The 16253-nt window shown below is 43.8% G+C and carries 16 protein-coding genes; 10 read left to right on the top strand and 6 right to left on the bottom strand.

The window, feature by feature from the left end; translation table 11 throughout:
• Window positions 1-10 precede the first annotated feature (10 nt).
• From PQG45_RS08310 to PQG45_RS08275, 8 genes are read left to right on the top strand one after another with little or no spacing between them, the layout of a single operon-like run.
• Window positions 11-1246 carry an NADH-quinone oxidoreductase subunit D gene (locus PQG45_RS08310; RefSeq protein ID WP_315577103.1) on the top strand — a complete coding sequence of 412 codons (1236 nt, stop codon included), beginning with the start codon at window positions 11-13 and terminating at the stop codon, window positions 1244-1246.
• 3 nt (window positions 1247-1249) lie between these two features.
• Window positions 1250-1735, top strand: a complete 486-nt coding sequence (locus PQG45_RS08305) for an NADH-quinone oxidoreductase subunit NuoE family protein (RefSeq protein ID WP_315577104.1) — start codon at window positions 1250-1252, stop codon at window positions 1733-1735.
• Window positions 1736-1742: 7 nt separating this feature from the next.
• Window positions 1743-3083 carry an NADH-quinone oxidoreductase subunit NuoF gene (nuoF, locus tag PQG45_RS08300; RefSeq protein ID WP_315577105.1) on the top strand — a complete coding sequence of 447 codons (1341 nt, stop codon included), beginning with the start codon at window positions 1743-1745 and terminating at the stop codon, window positions 3081-3083.
• A complete protein-coding gene (locus PQG45_RS08295) occupies window positions 3084-4241 on the top strand; it encodes a glycosyltransferase (protein ID WP_315577106.1) in 1158 nt (385 codons plus the stop codon).
• A gap of 28 nt (window positions 4242-4269) precedes the next feature.
• Window positions 4270-5295, top strand: coding sequence for a 2Fe-2S iron-sulfur cluster-binding protein (locus PQG45_RS08290; RefSeq protein WP_316070678.1), 1026 nt, complete (start codon window positions 4270-4272; stop codon window positions 5293-5295).
• A gap of 3 nt (window positions 5296-5298) precedes the next feature.
• The gene (gene nuoH, locus PQG45_RS08285; protein ID WP_315577108.1) at window positions 5299-6423 is read left to right on the top strand and encodes an NADH-quinone oxidoreductase subunit NuoH; all 1125 of its coding nucleotides are present in this window, start codon (window positions 5299-5301) and stop codon (window positions 6421-6423) included.
• Window positions 6424-6427: 4 nt separating this feature from the next.
• Window positions 6428-6946, top strand: a complete 519-nt coding sequence (locus tag PQG45_RS08280) for a NuoI/complex I 23 kDa subunit family protein (RefSeq protein WP_315577109.1) — start codon at window positions 6428-6430, stop codon at window positions 6944-6946.
• Window positions 6947-6953: 7 nt separating this feature from the next.
• On the top strand, window positions 6954-7478 hold the full coding sequence (locus tag PQG45_RS08275) for an NADH-quinone oxidoreductase subunit J family protein (RefSeq protein WP_315577110.1): 525 nt from the start codon (window positions 6954-6956) through the stop codon (window positions 7476-7478).
• A 70-nt stretch (window positions 7479-7548) separates the two neighbouring features.
• On the opposite strand, the gene PQG45_RS08270 is transcribed toward PQG45_RS08275, so the two are convergent.
• Entirely contained in the window at window positions 7549-8244 is a 696-nt protein-coding gene (locus PQG45_RS08270; protein WP_315577111.1) for a hypothetical protein, read from the bottom strand.
• Between the two features lie 210 nt (window positions 8245-8454).
• Here PQG45_RS08270 and PQG45_RS08265 point away from each other — a divergent pair, with 210 nt between their 5' ends.
• Both PQG45_RS08265 and PQG45_RS08260 read left to right on the top strand, forming a co-directional pair.
• Window positions 8455-9513, top strand: a complete 1059-nt coding sequence (locus PQG45_RS08265; protein ID WP_315577112.1) for a sensor histidine kinase — start codon at window positions 8455-8457, stop codon at window positions 9511-9513.
• A gap of 4 nt (window positions 9514-9517) precedes the next feature.
• Window positions 9518-10252, top strand: a complete 735-nt coding sequence (locus PQG45_RS08260) for a LytR/AlgR family response regulator transcription factor (protein ID WP_315577113.1) — start codon at window positions 9518-9520, stop codon at window positions 10250-10252.
• Here PQG45_RS08260 and PQG45_RS08255 read toward each other — a convergent pair.
• From PQG45_RS08255 to wecB, 5 genes are read right to left on the bottom strand one after another with little or no spacing between them, the layout of a single operon-like run.
• Complete coding sequence (locus PQG45_RS08255; RefSeq protein ID WP_315577114.1) at window positions 10245-12137, bottom strand: TonB-dependent receptor; 1893 nt, start codon at window positions 12135-12137, stop codon at window positions 10245-10247. The genes PQG45_RS08260 and PQG45_RS08255 overlap by 8 nt on opposite strands.
• A gap of 36 nt (window positions 12138-12173) precedes the next feature.
• A complete protein-coding gene (locus PQG45_RS08250; protein WP_315577115.1) occupies window positions 12174-12938 on the bottom strand; it encodes a hypothetical protein in 765 nt (254 codons plus the stop codon).
• A 21-nt stretch (window positions 12939-12959) separates the two neighbouring features.
• Window positions 12960-13727 (bottom strand): glycosyltransferase family 2 protein, encoded by a 768-nt coding sequence (locus PQG45_RS08245; protein WP_315577116.1) that lies wholly within the window; start codon window positions 13725-13727, stop codon window positions 12960-12962.
• On the bottom strand, window positions 13717-14952 hold the full coding sequence (locus tag PQG45_RS08240; RefSeq protein ID WP_315577117.1) for a glycosyltransferase: 1236 nt from the start codon (window positions 14950-14952) through the stop codon (window positions 13717-13719). The genes PQG45_RS08245 and PQG45_RS08240 overlap by 11 nt, the downstream gene beginning before the upstream one ends.
• 2 nt (window positions 14953-14954) lie before the next feature.
• Window positions 14955-16067 carry a non-hydrolyzing UDP-N-acetylglucosamine 2-epimerase gene (wecB, locus tag PQG45_RS08235; protein ID WP_315577118.1) on the bottom strand — a complete coding sequence of 371 codons (1113 nt, stop codon included), beginning with the start codon at window positions 16065-16067 and terminating at the stop codon, window positions 14955-14957.
• Window positions 16068-16253 lie beyond the last annotated feature (186 nt).

Raw genomic sequence — 16253 nt, 5'->3', positions numbered from 1 at the left:
GCGACAAAGCATGTCAGAAGTAGCCTTAGTAAATAACCCTAACGTAGGTTTAGATAAGACGCAAAAGGGCGGGCCTTATGTAAATGAGCTATCAACGCTTAATTTAGGTCCTACACACCCTGCCACACACGGTATTTTCCAAAACATCTTAACGATGGATGGCGAGACGATTGTGGATGCCGAGCAAACCGTGGGATATATCCATCGTGCATTTGAGAAAATTGCCGAGCGTCGTCCCTTTTATCAAATAACGACCTTAACAGACCGGATGAACTATTGTTCAGCACCTATTAATAACATGGGCTGGCACATGACGGTTGAGAAATTATTAGGCATTGAAGTTCCTAAGCGTGCGCAATACATGCGTGTGATTATGATGGAGCTAGCCCGTTTAACGGATCACATTGTATGTAATTCGATTTTGGCTGTGGATACAGGAGCGTTAACCGGTTTCTTGTATGTGTACCAATGGCGCGAGTTTATCTACGAGATTTATGAGGAAATGTGCGGTGCGCGTTTAACAACGAACATGGGACGTTTTGGCGGTATGGAGCGCGATTTTACGCCTGTAGCCATCGAGAAAATCAATAAATTACTGAAAGAATTACCCGCAGCATTAAAGGAGTTCGAAGGATTGGTGATGCGTAACCGTATTTTCATGGATCGTACACAAAATGTGGGCGGTATTTCTGCGGAACGGGCATTGAATTACGGATTTACAGGTCCGAATTTACGTGCTGCAGGAGTTGATTACGATGTACGTGCGATGAATCCGTATTCTTCGTATGAAGATTTCGAATTTGATGTGCCGGTAGGAACGAAGGGAGATACCTATGATCGTTTCTTGGTTCGTGAGGAAGAGATGTGGCAAAGTTTGCGCATCATCCAACAAGCGATGGATAATTTGCCGGAAGGTCCGTATCACGCGGATGCTCCTCATTATTATTTACCAGACAAACAAGATGTTTACCACAACATGGAGGCATTAATCTATCACTTTAAAATTGTGATGGGAGAAATCGATGCACCCGTAGGTGAAGTTTACCATTCGGTTGAGGGTGGAAACGGTGAATTAGGATTCTATTTGGTTTCTGACGGAGGGCGTACGCCATATCGTTTGAAATTCCGCCGACCAGGTTATATATATTACCAAGCATTCCCTGAAATGATTAAGGGAACGACCTTATCAGATGCGATCGTAACGATGTCATCAATGAACGTAATTGCAGGAGAGTTAGATACTTAAGACATGAGCAACATTGTTTTCCCAGCAGAGACGCTGGAATTAGTTAAAAAAATCATTGCCCGTTATCCGGAAGGAAAACAGAAGTCGGCCTTATTGCCTATCCTACACTTAGCGCAAGCTGAGTGGAAATGGTGTTCGTCGGAAGTGATGGATTATGTAGCTTCCTTGCTTTCAATCAGCCCGATTGAAGTCTATGAGGTAGCGTCATTCTACACGATGTTTCATTTGGAGCCTGTGGGCGAACATGTCATTGAGTATTGTCGGACGGGTCCTTGTTGTTTGATGGGTGGCGTGGAAGTATACGATCACTTGAAGAAGCGTTTGGGAATTCAAACGGGAGAGACAACGAAGGATGGTAAGTTTACGATCAAAGAAGTTGAGTGTTTAGCTGCTTGCGGTTGGGGTCCTGTATTCCAAATTCGTGAGAAGTATTACATGCATTTGACGAATGAGAAAGTAGATCAGATTATTGACGAATTAAGCAAATAAGCCGAGGATGAAGATATTAACGCAACATATTGACGTACCAGGAATTGAGACAATCGACGTTTTTATGAAAAACGGAGGTTACAAGGCTGTGGAGAAAGCGATCAAAACGATGACGCCGGATGAGGTGACGGAGGAAGTGAAGAAGTCGGGTTTACGTGGTCGTGGCGGCGCAGGTTTCCCAGTGGGTATGAAGTGGTCTTTTTTGGCTAAGCCTGAAGGAGTACCTCGTTACTTGGTTTGTAATGCGGATGAATCAGAACCAGGAACGTTCAAGGATCATTATTTGATGTGGAAAACGCCACATACTTTGATTGAAGGCATGATTGTTTCCAGTTTTGCTTTGGGTGCGAATACATCTTATATCTACGTTCGTGGGGAATTGATGTATGTCATTAACATTCTTGAAAAAGCGATTCAAGAAGCCTATGACAAAGGATTATTAGGAAAAAACATCTTAGGCTCTGGCTATGATTTAGACCTTTTTGTACAGCCTGGTGGTGGTGCCTATATCTGTGGAGAAGAAACTGCTTTGTTGGAATCTTTGGAAGGAAAACGTGGTAACCCACGGAATAAACCTCCCTTTCCAGCGGTGAAAGGTTTGTGGCAAAGTCCAACCGTAGTAAACAATGTGGAGTCTATTGCGGCGACATCTTGGATTGTTAACAACGGAGGCGATGCATACGCGGCGATTGGTGTTGGTAGAAGTGCAGGAACGAAATTAATTTCGGCTTCTGGGCATATCAAAAAACCAGGTGTTTATGAGATTCCATTAGGGATTACTGTCGAGGAGTTTATCTATTCAGACGAGTATTGCGGAGGCATTCGTGATGGACATAAATTAAAGGCTGTGGTGGCAGGAGGATCTTCTGTGCCGATTTTATCAGCGGAAAATATTTTAACTACGGAAGCCGGCGAAAAACGTTTAATGACGTATGAGTCACTTTCAGAAGGAGGTTTTGCAACAGGAACGATGTTAGGTTCAGGTGGTTTTATCGTCATGGATGAGACAACTTGTATCGTACATAATACCTTAACATTTGCGCGTTTTTACCACCACGAATCTTGTGGTCAATGTTCTCCTTGTCGGGAAGGTACAGGCTGGATGGACAAAGTCATCAAGCGTATTGAAACGGGAAAAGGACGCATGGAAGACATCGATTTATTAGTTGATGTGGCGAAGAAGATTGAAGGAAATACGATTTGTCCATTAGGTGATGCGGCTTCATGGCCGGTCGCTGCGGCGATTCGTCATTTCCGTGATGAGTTTGAATGGCATGTAACACATCCAGAAGAGGCAACAAAACCCGGTGCAGTTTACATGCGCCCAGGTGCTAGTTGGACATTATAAATGGTAGAAAGCAAGAAACTTTTTGTTGGTCATGACGCAAATCGTGCAGGCGCGCAATTGGTTCTTTTACATTGGTTAAGAGAACGTAAGGCGCAAGGCTTGACGAATTATTTGCTGCTTGTGGACGGTGGAAGTTTGTTGGAAGAATATAAAAAAGTTGCCCAAGTATGGGTTTGGCGTACAGAAAGACCTCTTTGGTTTAAAGTGAAGCAACGGATACCCGGAATTCGCCAAGCAGCGGAATGGGATCGTACACCGAGCAAGCGTAAAATGGCAGGGATCTTGTCTTCGCTGCGTGCGGAGGCTTTTGATTGCATCCTTGGAAATACGGTTTCATCGGTTTCCTTGTTGCGCGAATTAGTATCCTTGCATGTTCCTTTTGAGGTATATGTGCATGAATTAAGTTATTCGATTTCGAATTTTACTTCTGAGGAAGATCGGAAGTTTATGGCGGGCCAAGTGAGTCGTGTGTATGCCGTTTCCGCTTTGGTGAAGACGGTTTTGGAAAAGGAAGTTGGGATTGCGGCCGACAAAATTGATTTATTGCCACCGATTATTGAATTGCCTGCGGCAACTCAAAATACACATGATCCGGTTCGAACTGCTTTAGGAATTCCGGCCGATTCGCAAATCGTGTTTAGTTGTGGATTAGCCGAATGGCGAAAAGCACCTGACGTGTTTTTGGAGGTTGCGAAGCAATTGATTACTAAGATGCCAACGGTGCATTTTATCTGGTTGGGGATGTTGGATAACGAGTATTCCGACAACTTAATCGCAACTACGGCAATTTGGGACACGAAAAAACAGGTACATTTATTGCCCGTTTGTTCGGATAGCCGACCGTATTTTGAGGCGATGGATGTGTTTTTCTTGTCTTCAAGAGAAGATCCATTTCCTTTGGTGATGCTGGAGGCCGCACATGTAGGGAAACCGATTGTGGGTGTTCGTGCGAGTGGGGGAGTCAATGATTTCCTACAGGGATTGGATGAATTATTAGTAGAGAGCTGGGATGTAGCAGTATTGGTGGATAAAATTAGTTCACTGTTGCAATTAAGTCCTGCGCAATTAGCTGATTATCAGCAAAATTTGAAAGAGCGTGCGGTGCAATATTCTGCGGCATTATTTATGGACCGCTGGGCCCAATTACATAGCAAATAACCGGGATTATCCCGCTAGATGATAGATTATGAAAGTAACGATTGACAACATCACCCTGGAAGTAGAACCGGGAACCACCATTATGCAGGCCGCGCGTATGATCGGTCCTGAGGTGGCACCTCCTGCGATGTGTTATTATGAGCCTTTGAAGGGTTCTGGTGGTAAATGCCGTGCTTGTTTGGTCAAAGTGACTGCGGGTTCTGAAAAGGATCCACGTCCAATGCCCAAATTGGTTCCTGCCTGTATCACAGCCGTTCAAGATGGGATGATTGTGGAGAACACAGTGAACGAGCAGGTGCTTGAAACCCGCAAAGGCATTGTGGAATTTTTGTTGTTAAATCATCCCTTGGATTGCCCCGTATGTGATCAAGCTGGAGAATGTCATTTGCAAGATTTTTCATTCGAACATGGTGTTTCGTCGACACGTACGGTGGAGGAGCGGAATACGTTTGAGCCTGTTGATTTAGGTGATAACATCAAGTTGAACATGAATCGCTGCATCTTGTGTTACCGTTGTGTTTACACGGCAGATCAGATTACAGATGGTCGTGTACATGGTGTGATGCACCGTGGGGATCATGCTGAAATCAGTACCTACATAGAGAAAGCAATCGATAATGATTTCTCAGGAAATGTGATTGATGTATGTCCGGTAGGAGCCTTGACAGATAAGACTTATCGTTTCAAGAGCCGTGTTTGGTTCTCAAAGCCGATGGATGCACATTGTTCTTGTGATAAATGTTCAGGTAATGTTACACTTTGGTACCGCGGTGACGAGGTGATTCGAGTAACGGGTCGTAAAAACGAGTGGGGTGAATTGAAAGAATTCATTTGCAATACTTGTCGTTTTGATCGCAAGAAAACGAGTGATTGGACGATTGAAGGGCCTACGAATGTATCACGTCATTCGGTTATTTCAGCGAATAAATATGGTGCGTGTTTAATTAAACCTGCATTCCCAATCGCGCAAGCAGCTCGGGATTACAAGTTAATTGAAGATGATCGTGACCGTAGTTTTTTAACGAACCAAGCAAGTTTACCTGCAAAGAAATAGGATATGGAATTAATGAATGATGTTTTTACGGCCAAAGCCATTTTCATCGGAATCGTATTTGCGATCACGCTGGGGGTAGCGGCTTATTCGACGTATTTTGAGCGGAAGATTGCCGCTTTCATGCAAGACCGTATTGGTCCAGATCGCGCAGGCCCTTTCGGGATTTTGCAACCTTTGGCGGATGCGGTTAAGATGTTCATGAAAGAAGATTTTATCCCAGCAAATTCAAATAAATGGTTGTTCATTGCCGGACCATGCTTGTCGATGTTGACTGCCTTAATGACTTCTGCTGTCGTTCCTTTTGGGGATACGGTGACAATTGGTGGTGTAACGTTTGACTTACAGGGTATCGATGTGAACATCGGTATTTTATGGGTTTTTGGTATCGTCTCTTTAGGCGTTTACGGAATTTTAGTGGGTGGCTGGGCATCGAATAACAAGTATTCGTTGTTAGGCGCCATTCGTGCTGCATCTCAAAATATCTCCTATGAATTAGCGATGGGTATGTCCATCATTGCGATTTTAATGCTTTCGGGTTCTTTGTCTACGAAGGCGATTGTAGAGACCCAACAAGCAGGTCACTGGAATATCTTGCAACAGCCTATCGGCTTTGTGATTTTCTTGATTTGTGCATTTGCGGAATGTAATCGTACGCCATTTGACTTACCTGAGTGTGAGACGGAATTGATTGGAGGATATCACACAGAATACTCTTCGATGAAGTTGGGCTTCTACCTGTTTGCGGAATACATTAACATGTTTATTTCGGGTGCGGTGATGGCCACTTTATTCTTTGGAGGATATGATTACCCAGGATATTCGTTCATTGCGGCTCAGTTCGGTTCGAATGCAGCTGCTTTCTTAGGCATGGGCGCATTGATTGGAAAGGCTTTGTTGTTCGTATTTGTGTTCATGTGGGTACGCTGGACGTTGCCTCGTTTCCGTTACGATCAATTGATGGGATTAGGCTGGACAGGGTTAATTCCTTTGTCGATGTTCAATGTCGTGGTGACAGGATTTGGTATTTTGATTGACCAACCGATTCTTGCGGGAATCGGCGGTGTCGTTATTATGTTTGTGGGTTTAATCATCAATGATGCCCTATCAAGAAAGAAAAAAATAGCTTAGGCATATGAAGTTAAGTAATAAAACAAAGGTGTTAGAACAAGGGGAAATGACCTTGGCGGAGCGCATGTACCTTCCTGCGATTGTAGGTGGTATGGCTACGACCTTGAAGCACTTTTTCTCGAAGCCGGTCACGATTCGTTATCCGGAGCAACAGCGTTACTTAGGTCCGATTTACCGGGGTCACCACATCTTAAAGAAGGATGAGCAGGGAGCAGAGCGTTGTACAGCATGTGGTCTATGTGCGGTGGCTTGTCCCGCGGAAGCGATTTCCATGGTGGCTGAAGAGCGTAAGAAAGGGGAGGAGCATTTGTACCGTGAGGAGAAATATGCGAAAGTATATGAAATCAATATGTTGCGTTGCATTTTCTGTGGTTTGTGTGAAGAGGCTTGTCCTAAAGAGGCAATCTTCTTACGTCACGACAAAATGGTTCCTGTATTTAGCACACGTGATGAGGTGATTTACGGGAAAGATAAATTAGTAGAAAACATGGACCAGCGCTACTTGCGTGACGGTTGGAAATAAGCATATTATGGAGATTACAAATATTTGGTATTTTCTGTCAGCCTTGACACTTTTAAGTGCACTGATGGTCGTTTTTGCAAAAAATCCAATTCATAGCGTCTTGTATTTGGTGTTCACCTTCTTCTGTATTTCAGGACATTATGTGTTGTTGAATGCGCAGTTTTTGATGGCCGTGAACATCATTGTTTATGCGGGTGCTATCATGGTTTTGTTCTTGTTCGTTATCATGATGTTGGATCTACGCAAGAACATGCCAGAATCGAAAAGTTCCTTAGTTAAATTAGCAGGATCTGTGGTTGCTGGTACCTTATTGGTGATTTTGGTGGCTGCATTCCACAAGAATACGTTGCCTGCGCCTACGGCTGACAATACCGCGAATTTTACCTCGCAAACGGGTATGGTTGAGAACTTAGGAAAGGTCCTTTATTCGGAATATTTATTGCCTTTTGAATTAGTGTCCATTCTGTTTTTCGTAGCGATGGTCGGTGCTGTTTTATTAGGAAAGCGCGAAGCAGGCGAGCGTAATTTCTAAGCAATAAAATTTATTTAAAGAAAAGGCTGCTCCAACCGGGGCAGCCTTTTTTATGTAAATCAATCTAATCTTACTTTTTCTTAACTTTTAAACCTCGGTCGAATAAGCCTACTTTAAGACCTACTGTTCCCACAAATCCTTGCATGGCGTCTGTACTATTTTCGCCCAAAGCAAATCGGTAATTGGCCCCAGTAAATACGCGTACGTGTTTCAAGACGTTTAGTTCCAATTGAACTCCTGGCTGAATTCCGAGCGATTTAGGTCCTTCCCAAAACATACCGCCCTCGCGAATGCCGCCATGACCTCCCCGGATTGGATTCGGTTGTGGCTGGGTGTTTGGTTCCATGATGCCTATAGGCATATGCTCCCGCTCTGTCGTAATCGCACCTATTAGCAAGGGAAAGCTTAGGTGAAATAACTTGTTCGCCTTCGCCGTATATGCGATGGATAATGCATGAAATTGTTGGCCTAATTCTTGATTTGCAATATATCCATCGCGCTCACCTCGTAGGCTTCTTGTAAAGGATCCACCGATTTCCCATTTGTTATTGAGGTGTAAAGCTAGTGACATACCTGCTTGAGGTCCCATGGCGCCGAACTGAAAGGTAGGGGAAACGGAAAGTCCAAAAGACTTTATTTTTCCTTGCAATAGGGTTTGGATTTTTTTTGTGCTGTCTTGTTTGATAAGAACAGTTTGTTGGGCATTTAGTTGTGTTGATGCAAACAAGGCTAAACTGCATGCGAGTAGGCGGATTGAATAATTCATTTGACGGGTTTGTTTGATTGTGACGCAAGCTAAATTAAAATAATCAGGACATTTTAGTCTATTCGATAAGTAAACTGATTTTGTTGACGAATGCCTATTATTCGTTAAATATACGTGATTTGTGCAATGGTCGACATGTTGGTAGGTCTTGTCATTTGTATTTTCTATTTCGGCATGATTGCCTAGCTTTGTAAGGCAAAATGAAAGCTTATGTGGCGTGCTTGGAATCTTCCCAAAACGAAATTAACCTTCAAGGTATTATTTAATCTCATTCTTTGGGGATTATGGATTGGGCTTCCCTTAGTAAGTCCCGCCCATCAATCGCACGAAAATGGACATCCGCATCCACATGCAAACCCTGAATTTTCAGAACATATTTGGTTGGAGCTGCTAACGGTTGTTCCCTTGTTTTACATCATTACTCTAGTACTTGTTCCATTTGTTTTTAAGCGCTTTGGGGTGTTTGCTTTTTTTGCAAGTCTATTCGGAATGGTCGCGCTTTTTTTTGGCATTCAGGCCTGGTATCATTGGTATTTCTTGCCTTTTGATCAGCATAAAAGCTTTTTCGATCCACAAGGTATTTTCCCGCTGGTGATGATTACAGGTATTGCCTCTACCTACGGACTATTGCTTGAATTTATCAATTTCGAAGCGGAAAAGGAGGAGCTGAGTAACGAACAATTAAAGTCGGAGCTATCATTTTTACGCTCACAAATTAGCCCGCATTTTATCTTCAATATTCTCAATAGCATTGTGTACCTGATTCGTACCAAAGCGGATAAACAAGCGGAAGATGTGACGATACGCTTGTCATCGTTGATGCGCTATATGTTATATGACTCCGACCAAAGTATGGTTTCCTTGGATCGTGAATTGGAATATTTGCGGAATTATGTTGATCTCCAACGGATGCGTTTTGAAGGGGATGTGACCATTGATTTCGAAGTTCATGGGACTGTTCGGGGTTGTCGGATCGAGCCGATGTTACTGATCCCTTTTGTCGAGAACGCGGTCAAGCATGGCGTTTCATTTGTACAGGACCCCTATATACATGTTCTTTTTACCATTGAACATGGCCAATTGAATTTTCAAGTGAAGAATAAGAAGGGGAAAATGAAAGATGATGTCATGGATGAAAGTTCGGGGATCGGATTGAAAAATGTCTTACGCCGATTGGATTTATTGTATCCTGATCAACATGTATTGAATATTCGAGTTACAGAAGAGGTATTTGAGGTGGATTTACAAATGACTTTACAACAACAATAGTAGTATGGAAAAGATGAATTGTATTGTCGTAGACGACGAAAATATGGGCCGCAAATTGCTCGAGGAAAATGTGCGTCAAATCCCGTTTTTACATTTAGTAGCTTCTTGCAAAAATGCCTTTGAGGCGATGGAGCAATTGCAAACGAATTCCATTGATTTGATTTTTCTCGATATCCAAATGCCCGGTATGCTGGGTACCCAATTGATTCAAACCTTGGCTAAAAAACCTTTGGTGATCTTTGTGACGGCCTATGATAATTATGCCGTGGAAAGTTACCAATTGGATGCGGTGGATTATTTGATGAAGCCTGTTAGTCTGGAGCGCTTTTCGTTGGCGGCCAACAAAGCTTACCAATTATTCAACATGCAAAAGCCTGTTGCACAAACCGTGTCAGTGCCACAAGAGGCCTTGGAAGATTTCTTTTTCGTTAATGTCGAGTATTCCTTGGTGCGTATTTCCATCCAGCAAATTTCCCACATTGAAGGCTTAAAGGATTACGTGAAAATCTTTTTGGATGGGGAGCGTAGACCTGTTTTGACTAAGATGACGATGAAATCCATCGAAGCGAAAGTCTTGCCACATGGCTTTATGCGTGTACACAAATCGTTTATTGTTAATCTAAGACGGATCGAGTCCATCAAACAACAGCGGATCAAAATCGGAACGTATGATATTCCCGTCAGTGATTCACATGCGGCCGATTTAATGGAAAAGTTGAATTTTACACGGCCTAGTTAAGTGTAATCTTTAGTCCTGCTTGGATATAGCGTCCGGGCGATGCATTGTAGAAACGATTTCCCGTCGCATTCAAATCCGGTCCTGATACATAAAGTTCATTGGTCATATTTTCGACCGTCAACCAAAGCTCCCAATGTTTTCGCTGGTAACTGATTTTGCTATTCCACACCCTGGAAGAAGGAAGAACAGCCGTGTTCGCATCATTCAAATACAGGAAGTCGGTGAATAAAAATTGGCTATTCCAAAGCAGTCTTGGATGTATCTGCCATTGCAAAAGGCTGGCATGTTGATAAGGACTCGTGCCTGTAAGTCGATTTCCCGCATAATTCTTTGTGCCTGACACGTAATCCCCAAAGCGAAAATTTTGAATCGATTCGGAATTTCGGAGGGATAGGTGCTGCCCTAGTTGAACCGTATAGGTCAGTTCGATGCCTTGTTGGGTCGTTTTCCCCGCATTTACAAAATAGTCGGAGCCATCAGCTGCCCGACGAATCACAATGGTCTCATCTAAATCGAATTGATAAGCTGTTAAATCCCAATCGAAAAATGCATATTTCCCACGCCAGGTGATTTCCTTGTTCCAGCCTTTCTCCGATTTCAGATTTGTATTGATGGTTCCCGCGGAGGGTCGTAATTCCGCGATGCTGGGTGGCGAATAACCCGAAGCAATTTTGGCAATGATGCGCTGGTGATTTCCTAATTTCCGAACCAATGCAAATCGAGGCGTTAGGTTTAGTTCATTGCCGATGTATTGTGTCCAATAACCATTGGCGCTTAACGAAACCGTTGAATTCCAATTTGAATTGATCTGGTAATCCCATTGCCCAAAGATATTGCCACTCTGGATATTGGTGTTTTGCGTGACTTGCAAACTGTCTTTGATTCCTTTGCGGTTGCCAAAGGTTTGGCTATCAAATTGGCCTATTTGGAATTCATAACCGAAGTCGATCGCTGATTTGTCCTTTTTGTAATGAACCACACCCCGACTGCTCACATTCGGTTCCTGCCGAATTTCGTAATTCCGGATGGTTGGGTTCACGACCTTATTCACCTGCACCGAATTAGCTAGGTTATATCCCCAGTTTCCATTCCATGAATTGGCGATGTAGATTCCTGTCCCAAACGACTTTAAATGAAAGGTTGCTTGCTGGGTAGCTGAACTTAAAAATGCACCCGCTGCGGGCCGAGCCTGAAAAGGATTTGCTTTGAACTGTGCCAAAGTAAGTCCGCCCGGAGTTTGGTAGGCGACATCAGCATAATAGGAGGTCAGCTGGATGCTTCCATTGATTCCGAAATTTTTGTGGTATTCATGGCTGATGATCTGTTTTTTCATCGCCGACCAGTCTCTTGCACCGGGTTGTTGCCAGAAAGATGCGTAGACGCGGTGACCTGATTGCTGGATATCCCAACTTTGTTTGTATCCGCCGAGTGTGTTCCCGATCTCTTGGTGTTCAATTTTATTTGGCCCTTGTGGGCCATTGAACAAGATGCTGCCACCGGTCCCTGCTCCGTACAATCCCCCCGTAGGTCCTTTGGTTAGGATGATTTGGTCCATCATGTCGGGCTCTAAAATAGCTAAATAGGTATTGTTTCCGGCATCCGTGAAGGGGATTTGATTCCAATAAATCTTTACATTTCGTACGCCAAAGGGGGCTCTGAGTGAGCTTCCACGGATGGCAATGCGGTAACTACCGGGGCTTCGCTCTTCCAAGCGGACGCCACTTTGAGCATTCAAGGCACTGGTAAAACTTGTATTTTGAATGGCGTGTACCTCTTTTGCTTGCAGGATGCTGAAAGCATCCGGGCTGGATAGTCGGGTCCTGTTCTGTTCCAAAACATGCACTTCCACCTCCGCCAGGGTTTTCGAACTGTCTGAAAAACACATAAGCCACGCGGATAACAATAAACTTAACAGCATAGCTTAGAAATAATAGGTGAATAAGGTAGAGAGAATTTGCGCCTGTGTGGCATCAATCGACTTGGAATTGATGTTTTCGGCAGATCCAAAATTAAGTATTTCGTAAGTAAGTGAAAGCCCCATTTTCTGGTAATGGAAGTCTACATGGGTCCGATAACTCAAGGAATGTTTGCTGACTTTGGAGGTATAGGGAACTCCTACATATCGGCCATAGAGCGTGATTCGTTGGATGAGGGGCTCAAAGATTTGGCCGTATACTTGCAGGGAGCTTTGTTTCCAATTTGCCTTGTAGGCTAGGCCGACGCTTATTCCATGCAGCGCATATTTTTCTTCCTCGATGTATTGCGATTGATTGGACGTTATTTTTCGTGCGAGGGATTTACTGTAGAGGGCAATGCTGGGAGTTAAGCCTGATTTTGTATTCCATTGAATACCTGCATCTGCTTGTCCCCCGCGGTAAGCTGCAAATAATGGATCCGTAGCCCCGAGTGGCTTGTTATTCATGTTCACCGGAGGTTCCATTAACAATAGGATTTCGCGGTCCACTGGGCTTTCATGTAGATTTCCTAAGGCTTTTAACTTGGCAAAAATCTGATATTTTTTATTCGGATGTTGAAATGTGAGTTGGGCCCCTAAATCCATGGTCGTTTGGTTTTCGTACCATTGAAAAGTACTTGTACCAATACTAGATGCAAACCTGATTTTTTGACTATTTCCCGGGAGACTAATCAATAAAAAAGCAATGAAACAAAGGATTCTAACACGCATAGGCTTTCAATTTACATGAATTTACCAATATTTGCCACCTTTTTGAATGGCGAATTGAATGCCACGCGTGATGATTACGAGGTGAGCCCATAGTGTTTTCGTAAAGCCAAAATGCCGCTCTAGCACTTGAAAGCGCTCTTGCCAGGAACGTTTCAGGTTTTGCACGGAGGCGCCGCCGGTTAAATACCGACAAATCGGGATAGCCAACTGATTCGTTTTTTGACTCAATTTAAGGCATTTGATTTCCCAATCAATATCAGAACTTAGGCGAAATTGTAAATCGAATAAGGGGGCAATTGTCCTTTTCACGATGAAGGATTGATGGCAAATCACCATGCCATACTGAAAGGATTGCCAAGTTAAATTTTGGGGGATTTTATGGGGCGTCACTTCGCTTCTAAGTCCCATCGTTTTTCCCTCCATGTCGACGAAGAGCGCGTCGCCAACAATAACATCGGGTTCTTGATCCATCGCCGCGAAAATTCTTTCAACGGTATCATTTTCCGCAAAGCAATCGCCCGCATTCATAAAGATGATGTATTCGCCTGTGGCTTGTTGCATGCCTTTGTTCATGGCATCGTAAATCCCGCGGTCAGGTTCTGAAACAATTCGATCTAAGTGACTTTTATAGGTTTCAATCAAATCTAATGTTCCATCTTTCGAAGCTCCATCGATGATGATGTACTCGATATCTTTGCGATTTCCTTGTGCCAAAACACTTTGAATCGTGCGCTCCAGGTATTGTTCCGCCTGGTAGGTGATGGTGATGATGCTGAGTTTAGCCGACATGCGTATAAAAGTTTACATGTTTTGCAGCAATGATTGCTTCTGCGTACGAGGACTCAGCTTTATGACGCGCGGCTGCTTCCGGGGCGTTTGCCAACGTCCAACTTAATCCTTTTGTCAGGTCCCCAGAAGATTGGTATTCCGCTACGTAACCATTCACGGCATGATCAATCATTTCTGGAATTCCACCGATCTTGAAACCCACACAAGGTGTTCCACAAGCCATAGCTTCCATGATGGTGTTTGGTAGGTTTTCTTCTAATGAAGGCGTTACGAAAACATCCGCCGCTTGATAGATTTGAATCATTTTTTCCGGGGAACTGATATGCCCTAGGACATGCGCTTTCAGGTGCAATTCAGGTAGGTCCTGTGCATTCCCCACGACGATTAATTCCGTTGTGGTTTTGTCTAGTCCTTGCAATGCTTTTTCAAGATAACTAAATCCTTTTTTCGGGGCATTGACACGCATCGCGACAAATAATATGTGTTTTTTGCTGGGGTCTAGTCCTAGGGTTTTCTTTGCTTTACCCTTGTCGCTTGGTTTGAATTGTTCGGTATCGATGACATTTGGGATGCTTTGGATGGGCTGATTTTTCAAGATGCTACTTGACATGGCGCGCTCCTTTAACCAATCGCTGCAAGTAATGATGTGCAAATTGCTTGCCTGGAAAGCCTTGAATTTTTTCTGCCAAATTTGGTGACTCAAGTCATTCGTTGAAGGGTTCTTAATAAATTCCTGGCAGTTGCCACAACTAGCTTGAAAATTCAAACATTCGCCGCTGTGATGACATCCGCCGGTAAACGCCCACATGTCGTGCAAGGTCCAATAGATAGGTTTGCCCGTATCGAGTAATTGCTTGATGTTTTGAACAGATAACATACCAAAATTCACCCAATGCATATGAATGATATCAGCCTGTTGGATCAGTGGGTGTTGACTTAAATCTTGCCCAAATTTACCTGGGTTGAAGAGGAAGCGTACCGCTTTGTTTTTTTCGAAGGGTAGGTATGCGAGACGTTCGAGGATGAATCTTAGCCAACGCATGGCTTTCTTGACCGGAGAATTATTCAACGCGATCGATTCGTCATTTCCCGTTTTTTCTTGGACGAGGTAGTTAATTTGATGTCCTGCTTTTTTGAGTGCTTCCGCTAATCGGCCACAAGCAATCCCGGCACCACCATTTTGGTTGTGATAGGAGAGGAGGACGATGTTGAGCGGCTTGGGCATGTTTATGCGAAGAGTTCTTGAATTTTAGCGGCGATGCGCTCGGCTGCTTTTCCATCCCAAAGCGGAGGAATTTCCCCTTTTTTCGTTTCGCCTTTTAAAATATGCGTTAAAGCTTCGTAGGTTTTATCGGGATCTAAGTCGGCCAACAGCTGATTCGTCCCCATTGTTACCGTAATAGGTCTTTCGGTTGAATCGCGGAATGTCAAACAAGGCACGCCTAGGTAGGTTGTTTCTTCCTGAATTCCACCTGAATCAGTTAGGATTGCTTGGGCATGGCTCATCAATTGGATGAATTCCAAATAGCCCAAAGGTTCGGTTAAGATTAAATTCGGGTTGTTTTCGATGGCGTTAAGTAAGCCAAATTTCTCCATGTGCGCACGGGTGCGTGGATGGATAGGGAAAACAACTTTTGTTTGTGTTGTGCTTAATTCGATTAAACGTAAGATGGATGTTAAGCCTTGTTCCGTGTCCACGTTGGCGGGGCGGTGCATGGTCATGACAATGTAAGACGTTGGACGTTGGTCATTGGACGTTAGACCAAGGTCTATTAGTATTGTGCTGCTTTTTGCTTTTTCTTGGTAGCGAACCAAAGAGTCGATCATGACGTTTCCGGTAAAGAAAACTTTGTCAGCCGATACGCCTTCACGTTTCAAGTGATCGATGCCACTTTGTTCCGTCACGAATAGATAATTTGCTACTGAATCTGTTAAAATGCGGTTGATTTCCTCGGGCATGTTGCGATCTCCGGAGCGTAATCCCGCTTCCACGTGCGCCAAAGGAATGCCTAATTTAATGGCAACCAAGGTACATGCAAGGGTAGAGGTTACATCGCCTACGACGATGACAAGATCCGGTTTTTCTGCTAAAAGAATGGGTTCGAAGGCCAACATGATTTTGGCCGTCACTTCAGATTGCGTTCCACCACCGATGCCTAAAAAGAAATCGGGTTTTGGTAATTCGAGTTGGGTAAAGAACACGTCGCTCATTTTGGCATCAAAATGCTGACCCGTGTGTACGATTTTGGAGGTCCAACCGAGAAGATTTTGAATGGCACGATGTAGCGGTGCTACTTTCATGAAATTGGGGCGTGCCCCGACAACCTGAATTACTTTCATGTGGGAATCTTTGTGAGGATAATAAGGGACAAAGATAGGGAAATGAGTTGAGAATTAAGAGGTAAGGAGGGCGATTTAGGGCCTTAGTTTTGAGTTTCTGCCGAAGGCTTATGTATTGGTTAGAAGAAAACTTAAAACCCTAGGCTTTAGCCTAGGGCTCAGCCGAAGGCTGAAAAGCGGGATGGT

The organism is Aquirufa regiilacus (assembly GCF_032470275.1).
GTDB classification, from domain to species: Bacteria; Bacteroidota; Bacteroidia; order Cytophagales; family Spirosomataceae; genus Aquirufa; species Aquirufa regiilacus.
Note: the sequence above shows the minus strand (reverse complement) of the source record. Positions and strands in the feature narration are given on the sequence as shown.

Bases quoted from the DNA above. Each gene is read 5' to 3' on its own strand.
- PQG45_RS08310 (WP_315577103.1), top strand. From the start codon at position 11: ATGTCAGAAGTAGCCTTAGTAAATAACCCTAACGTAGGTTTAGATAAG.
- PQG45_RS08305 (WP_315577104.1), top strand. From the start codon at position 1,250: ATGAGCAACATTGTTTTCCCAGCAGAGACGCTGGAATTAGTTAAAAAA.
- nuoF (WP_315577105.1), top strand. From the start codon at position 1,743: ATGAAGATATTAACGCAACATATTGACGTACCAGGAATTGAGACAATC.
- PQG45_RS08295 (WP_315577106.1), top strand. From the start codon at position 3,084: ATGGTAGAAAGCAAGAAACTTTTTGTTGGTCATGACGCAAATCGTGCA.
- PQG45_RS08290 (WP_316070678.1), top strand. From the start codon at position 4,270: ATGAAAGTAACGATTGACAACATCACCCTGGAAGTAGAACCGGGAACC.
- nuoH (WP_315577108.1), top strand. From the start codon at position 5,299: ATGGAATTAATGAATGATGTTTTTACGGCCAAAGCCATTTTCATCGGA.
- PQG45_RS08280 (WP_315577109.1), top strand. From the start codon at position 6,428: ATGAAGTTAAGTAATAAAACAAAGGTGTTAGAACAAGGGGAAATGACC.
- PQG45_RS08275 (WP_315577110.1), top strand. From the start codon at position 6,954: ATGGAGATTACAAATATTTGGTATTTTCTGTCAGCCTTGACACTTTTA.
- PQG45_RS08270 (WP_315577111.1), bottom strand. From the start codon at position 8,244: ATGAATTATTCAATCCGCCTACTCGCATGCAGTTTAGCCTTGTTTGCA.
- PQG45_RS08265 (WP_315577112.1), top strand. From the start codon at position 8,455: ATGTGGCGTGCTTGGAATCTTCCCAAAACGAAATTAACCTTCAAGGTA.
- PQG45_RS08260 (WP_315577113.1), top strand. From the start codon at position 9,518: ATGGAAAAGATGAATTGTATTGTCGTAGACGACGAAAATATGGGCCGC.
- PQG45_RS08255 (WP_315577114.1), bottom strand. From the start codon at position 12,137: ATGTGTTTTTCAGACAGTTCGAAAACCCTGGCGGAGGTGGAAGTGCAT.
- PQG45_RS08250 (WP_315577115.1), bottom strand. From the start codon at position 12,938: ATGCGTGTTAGAATCCTTTGTTTCATTGCTTTTTTATTGATTAGTCTC.
- PQG45_RS08245 (WP_315577116.1), bottom strand. From the start codon at position 13,727: ATGTCGGCTAAACTCAGCATCATCACCATCACCTACCAGGCGGAACAA.
- PQG45_RS08240 (WP_315577117.1), bottom strand. From the start codon at position 14,952: ATGCCCAAGCCGCTCAACATCGTCCTCCTCTCCTATCACAACCAAAAT.
- wecB (WP_315577118.1), bottom strand. From the start codon at position 16,067: ATGAAAGTAATTCAGGTTGTCGGGGCACGCCCCAATTTCATGAAAGTA.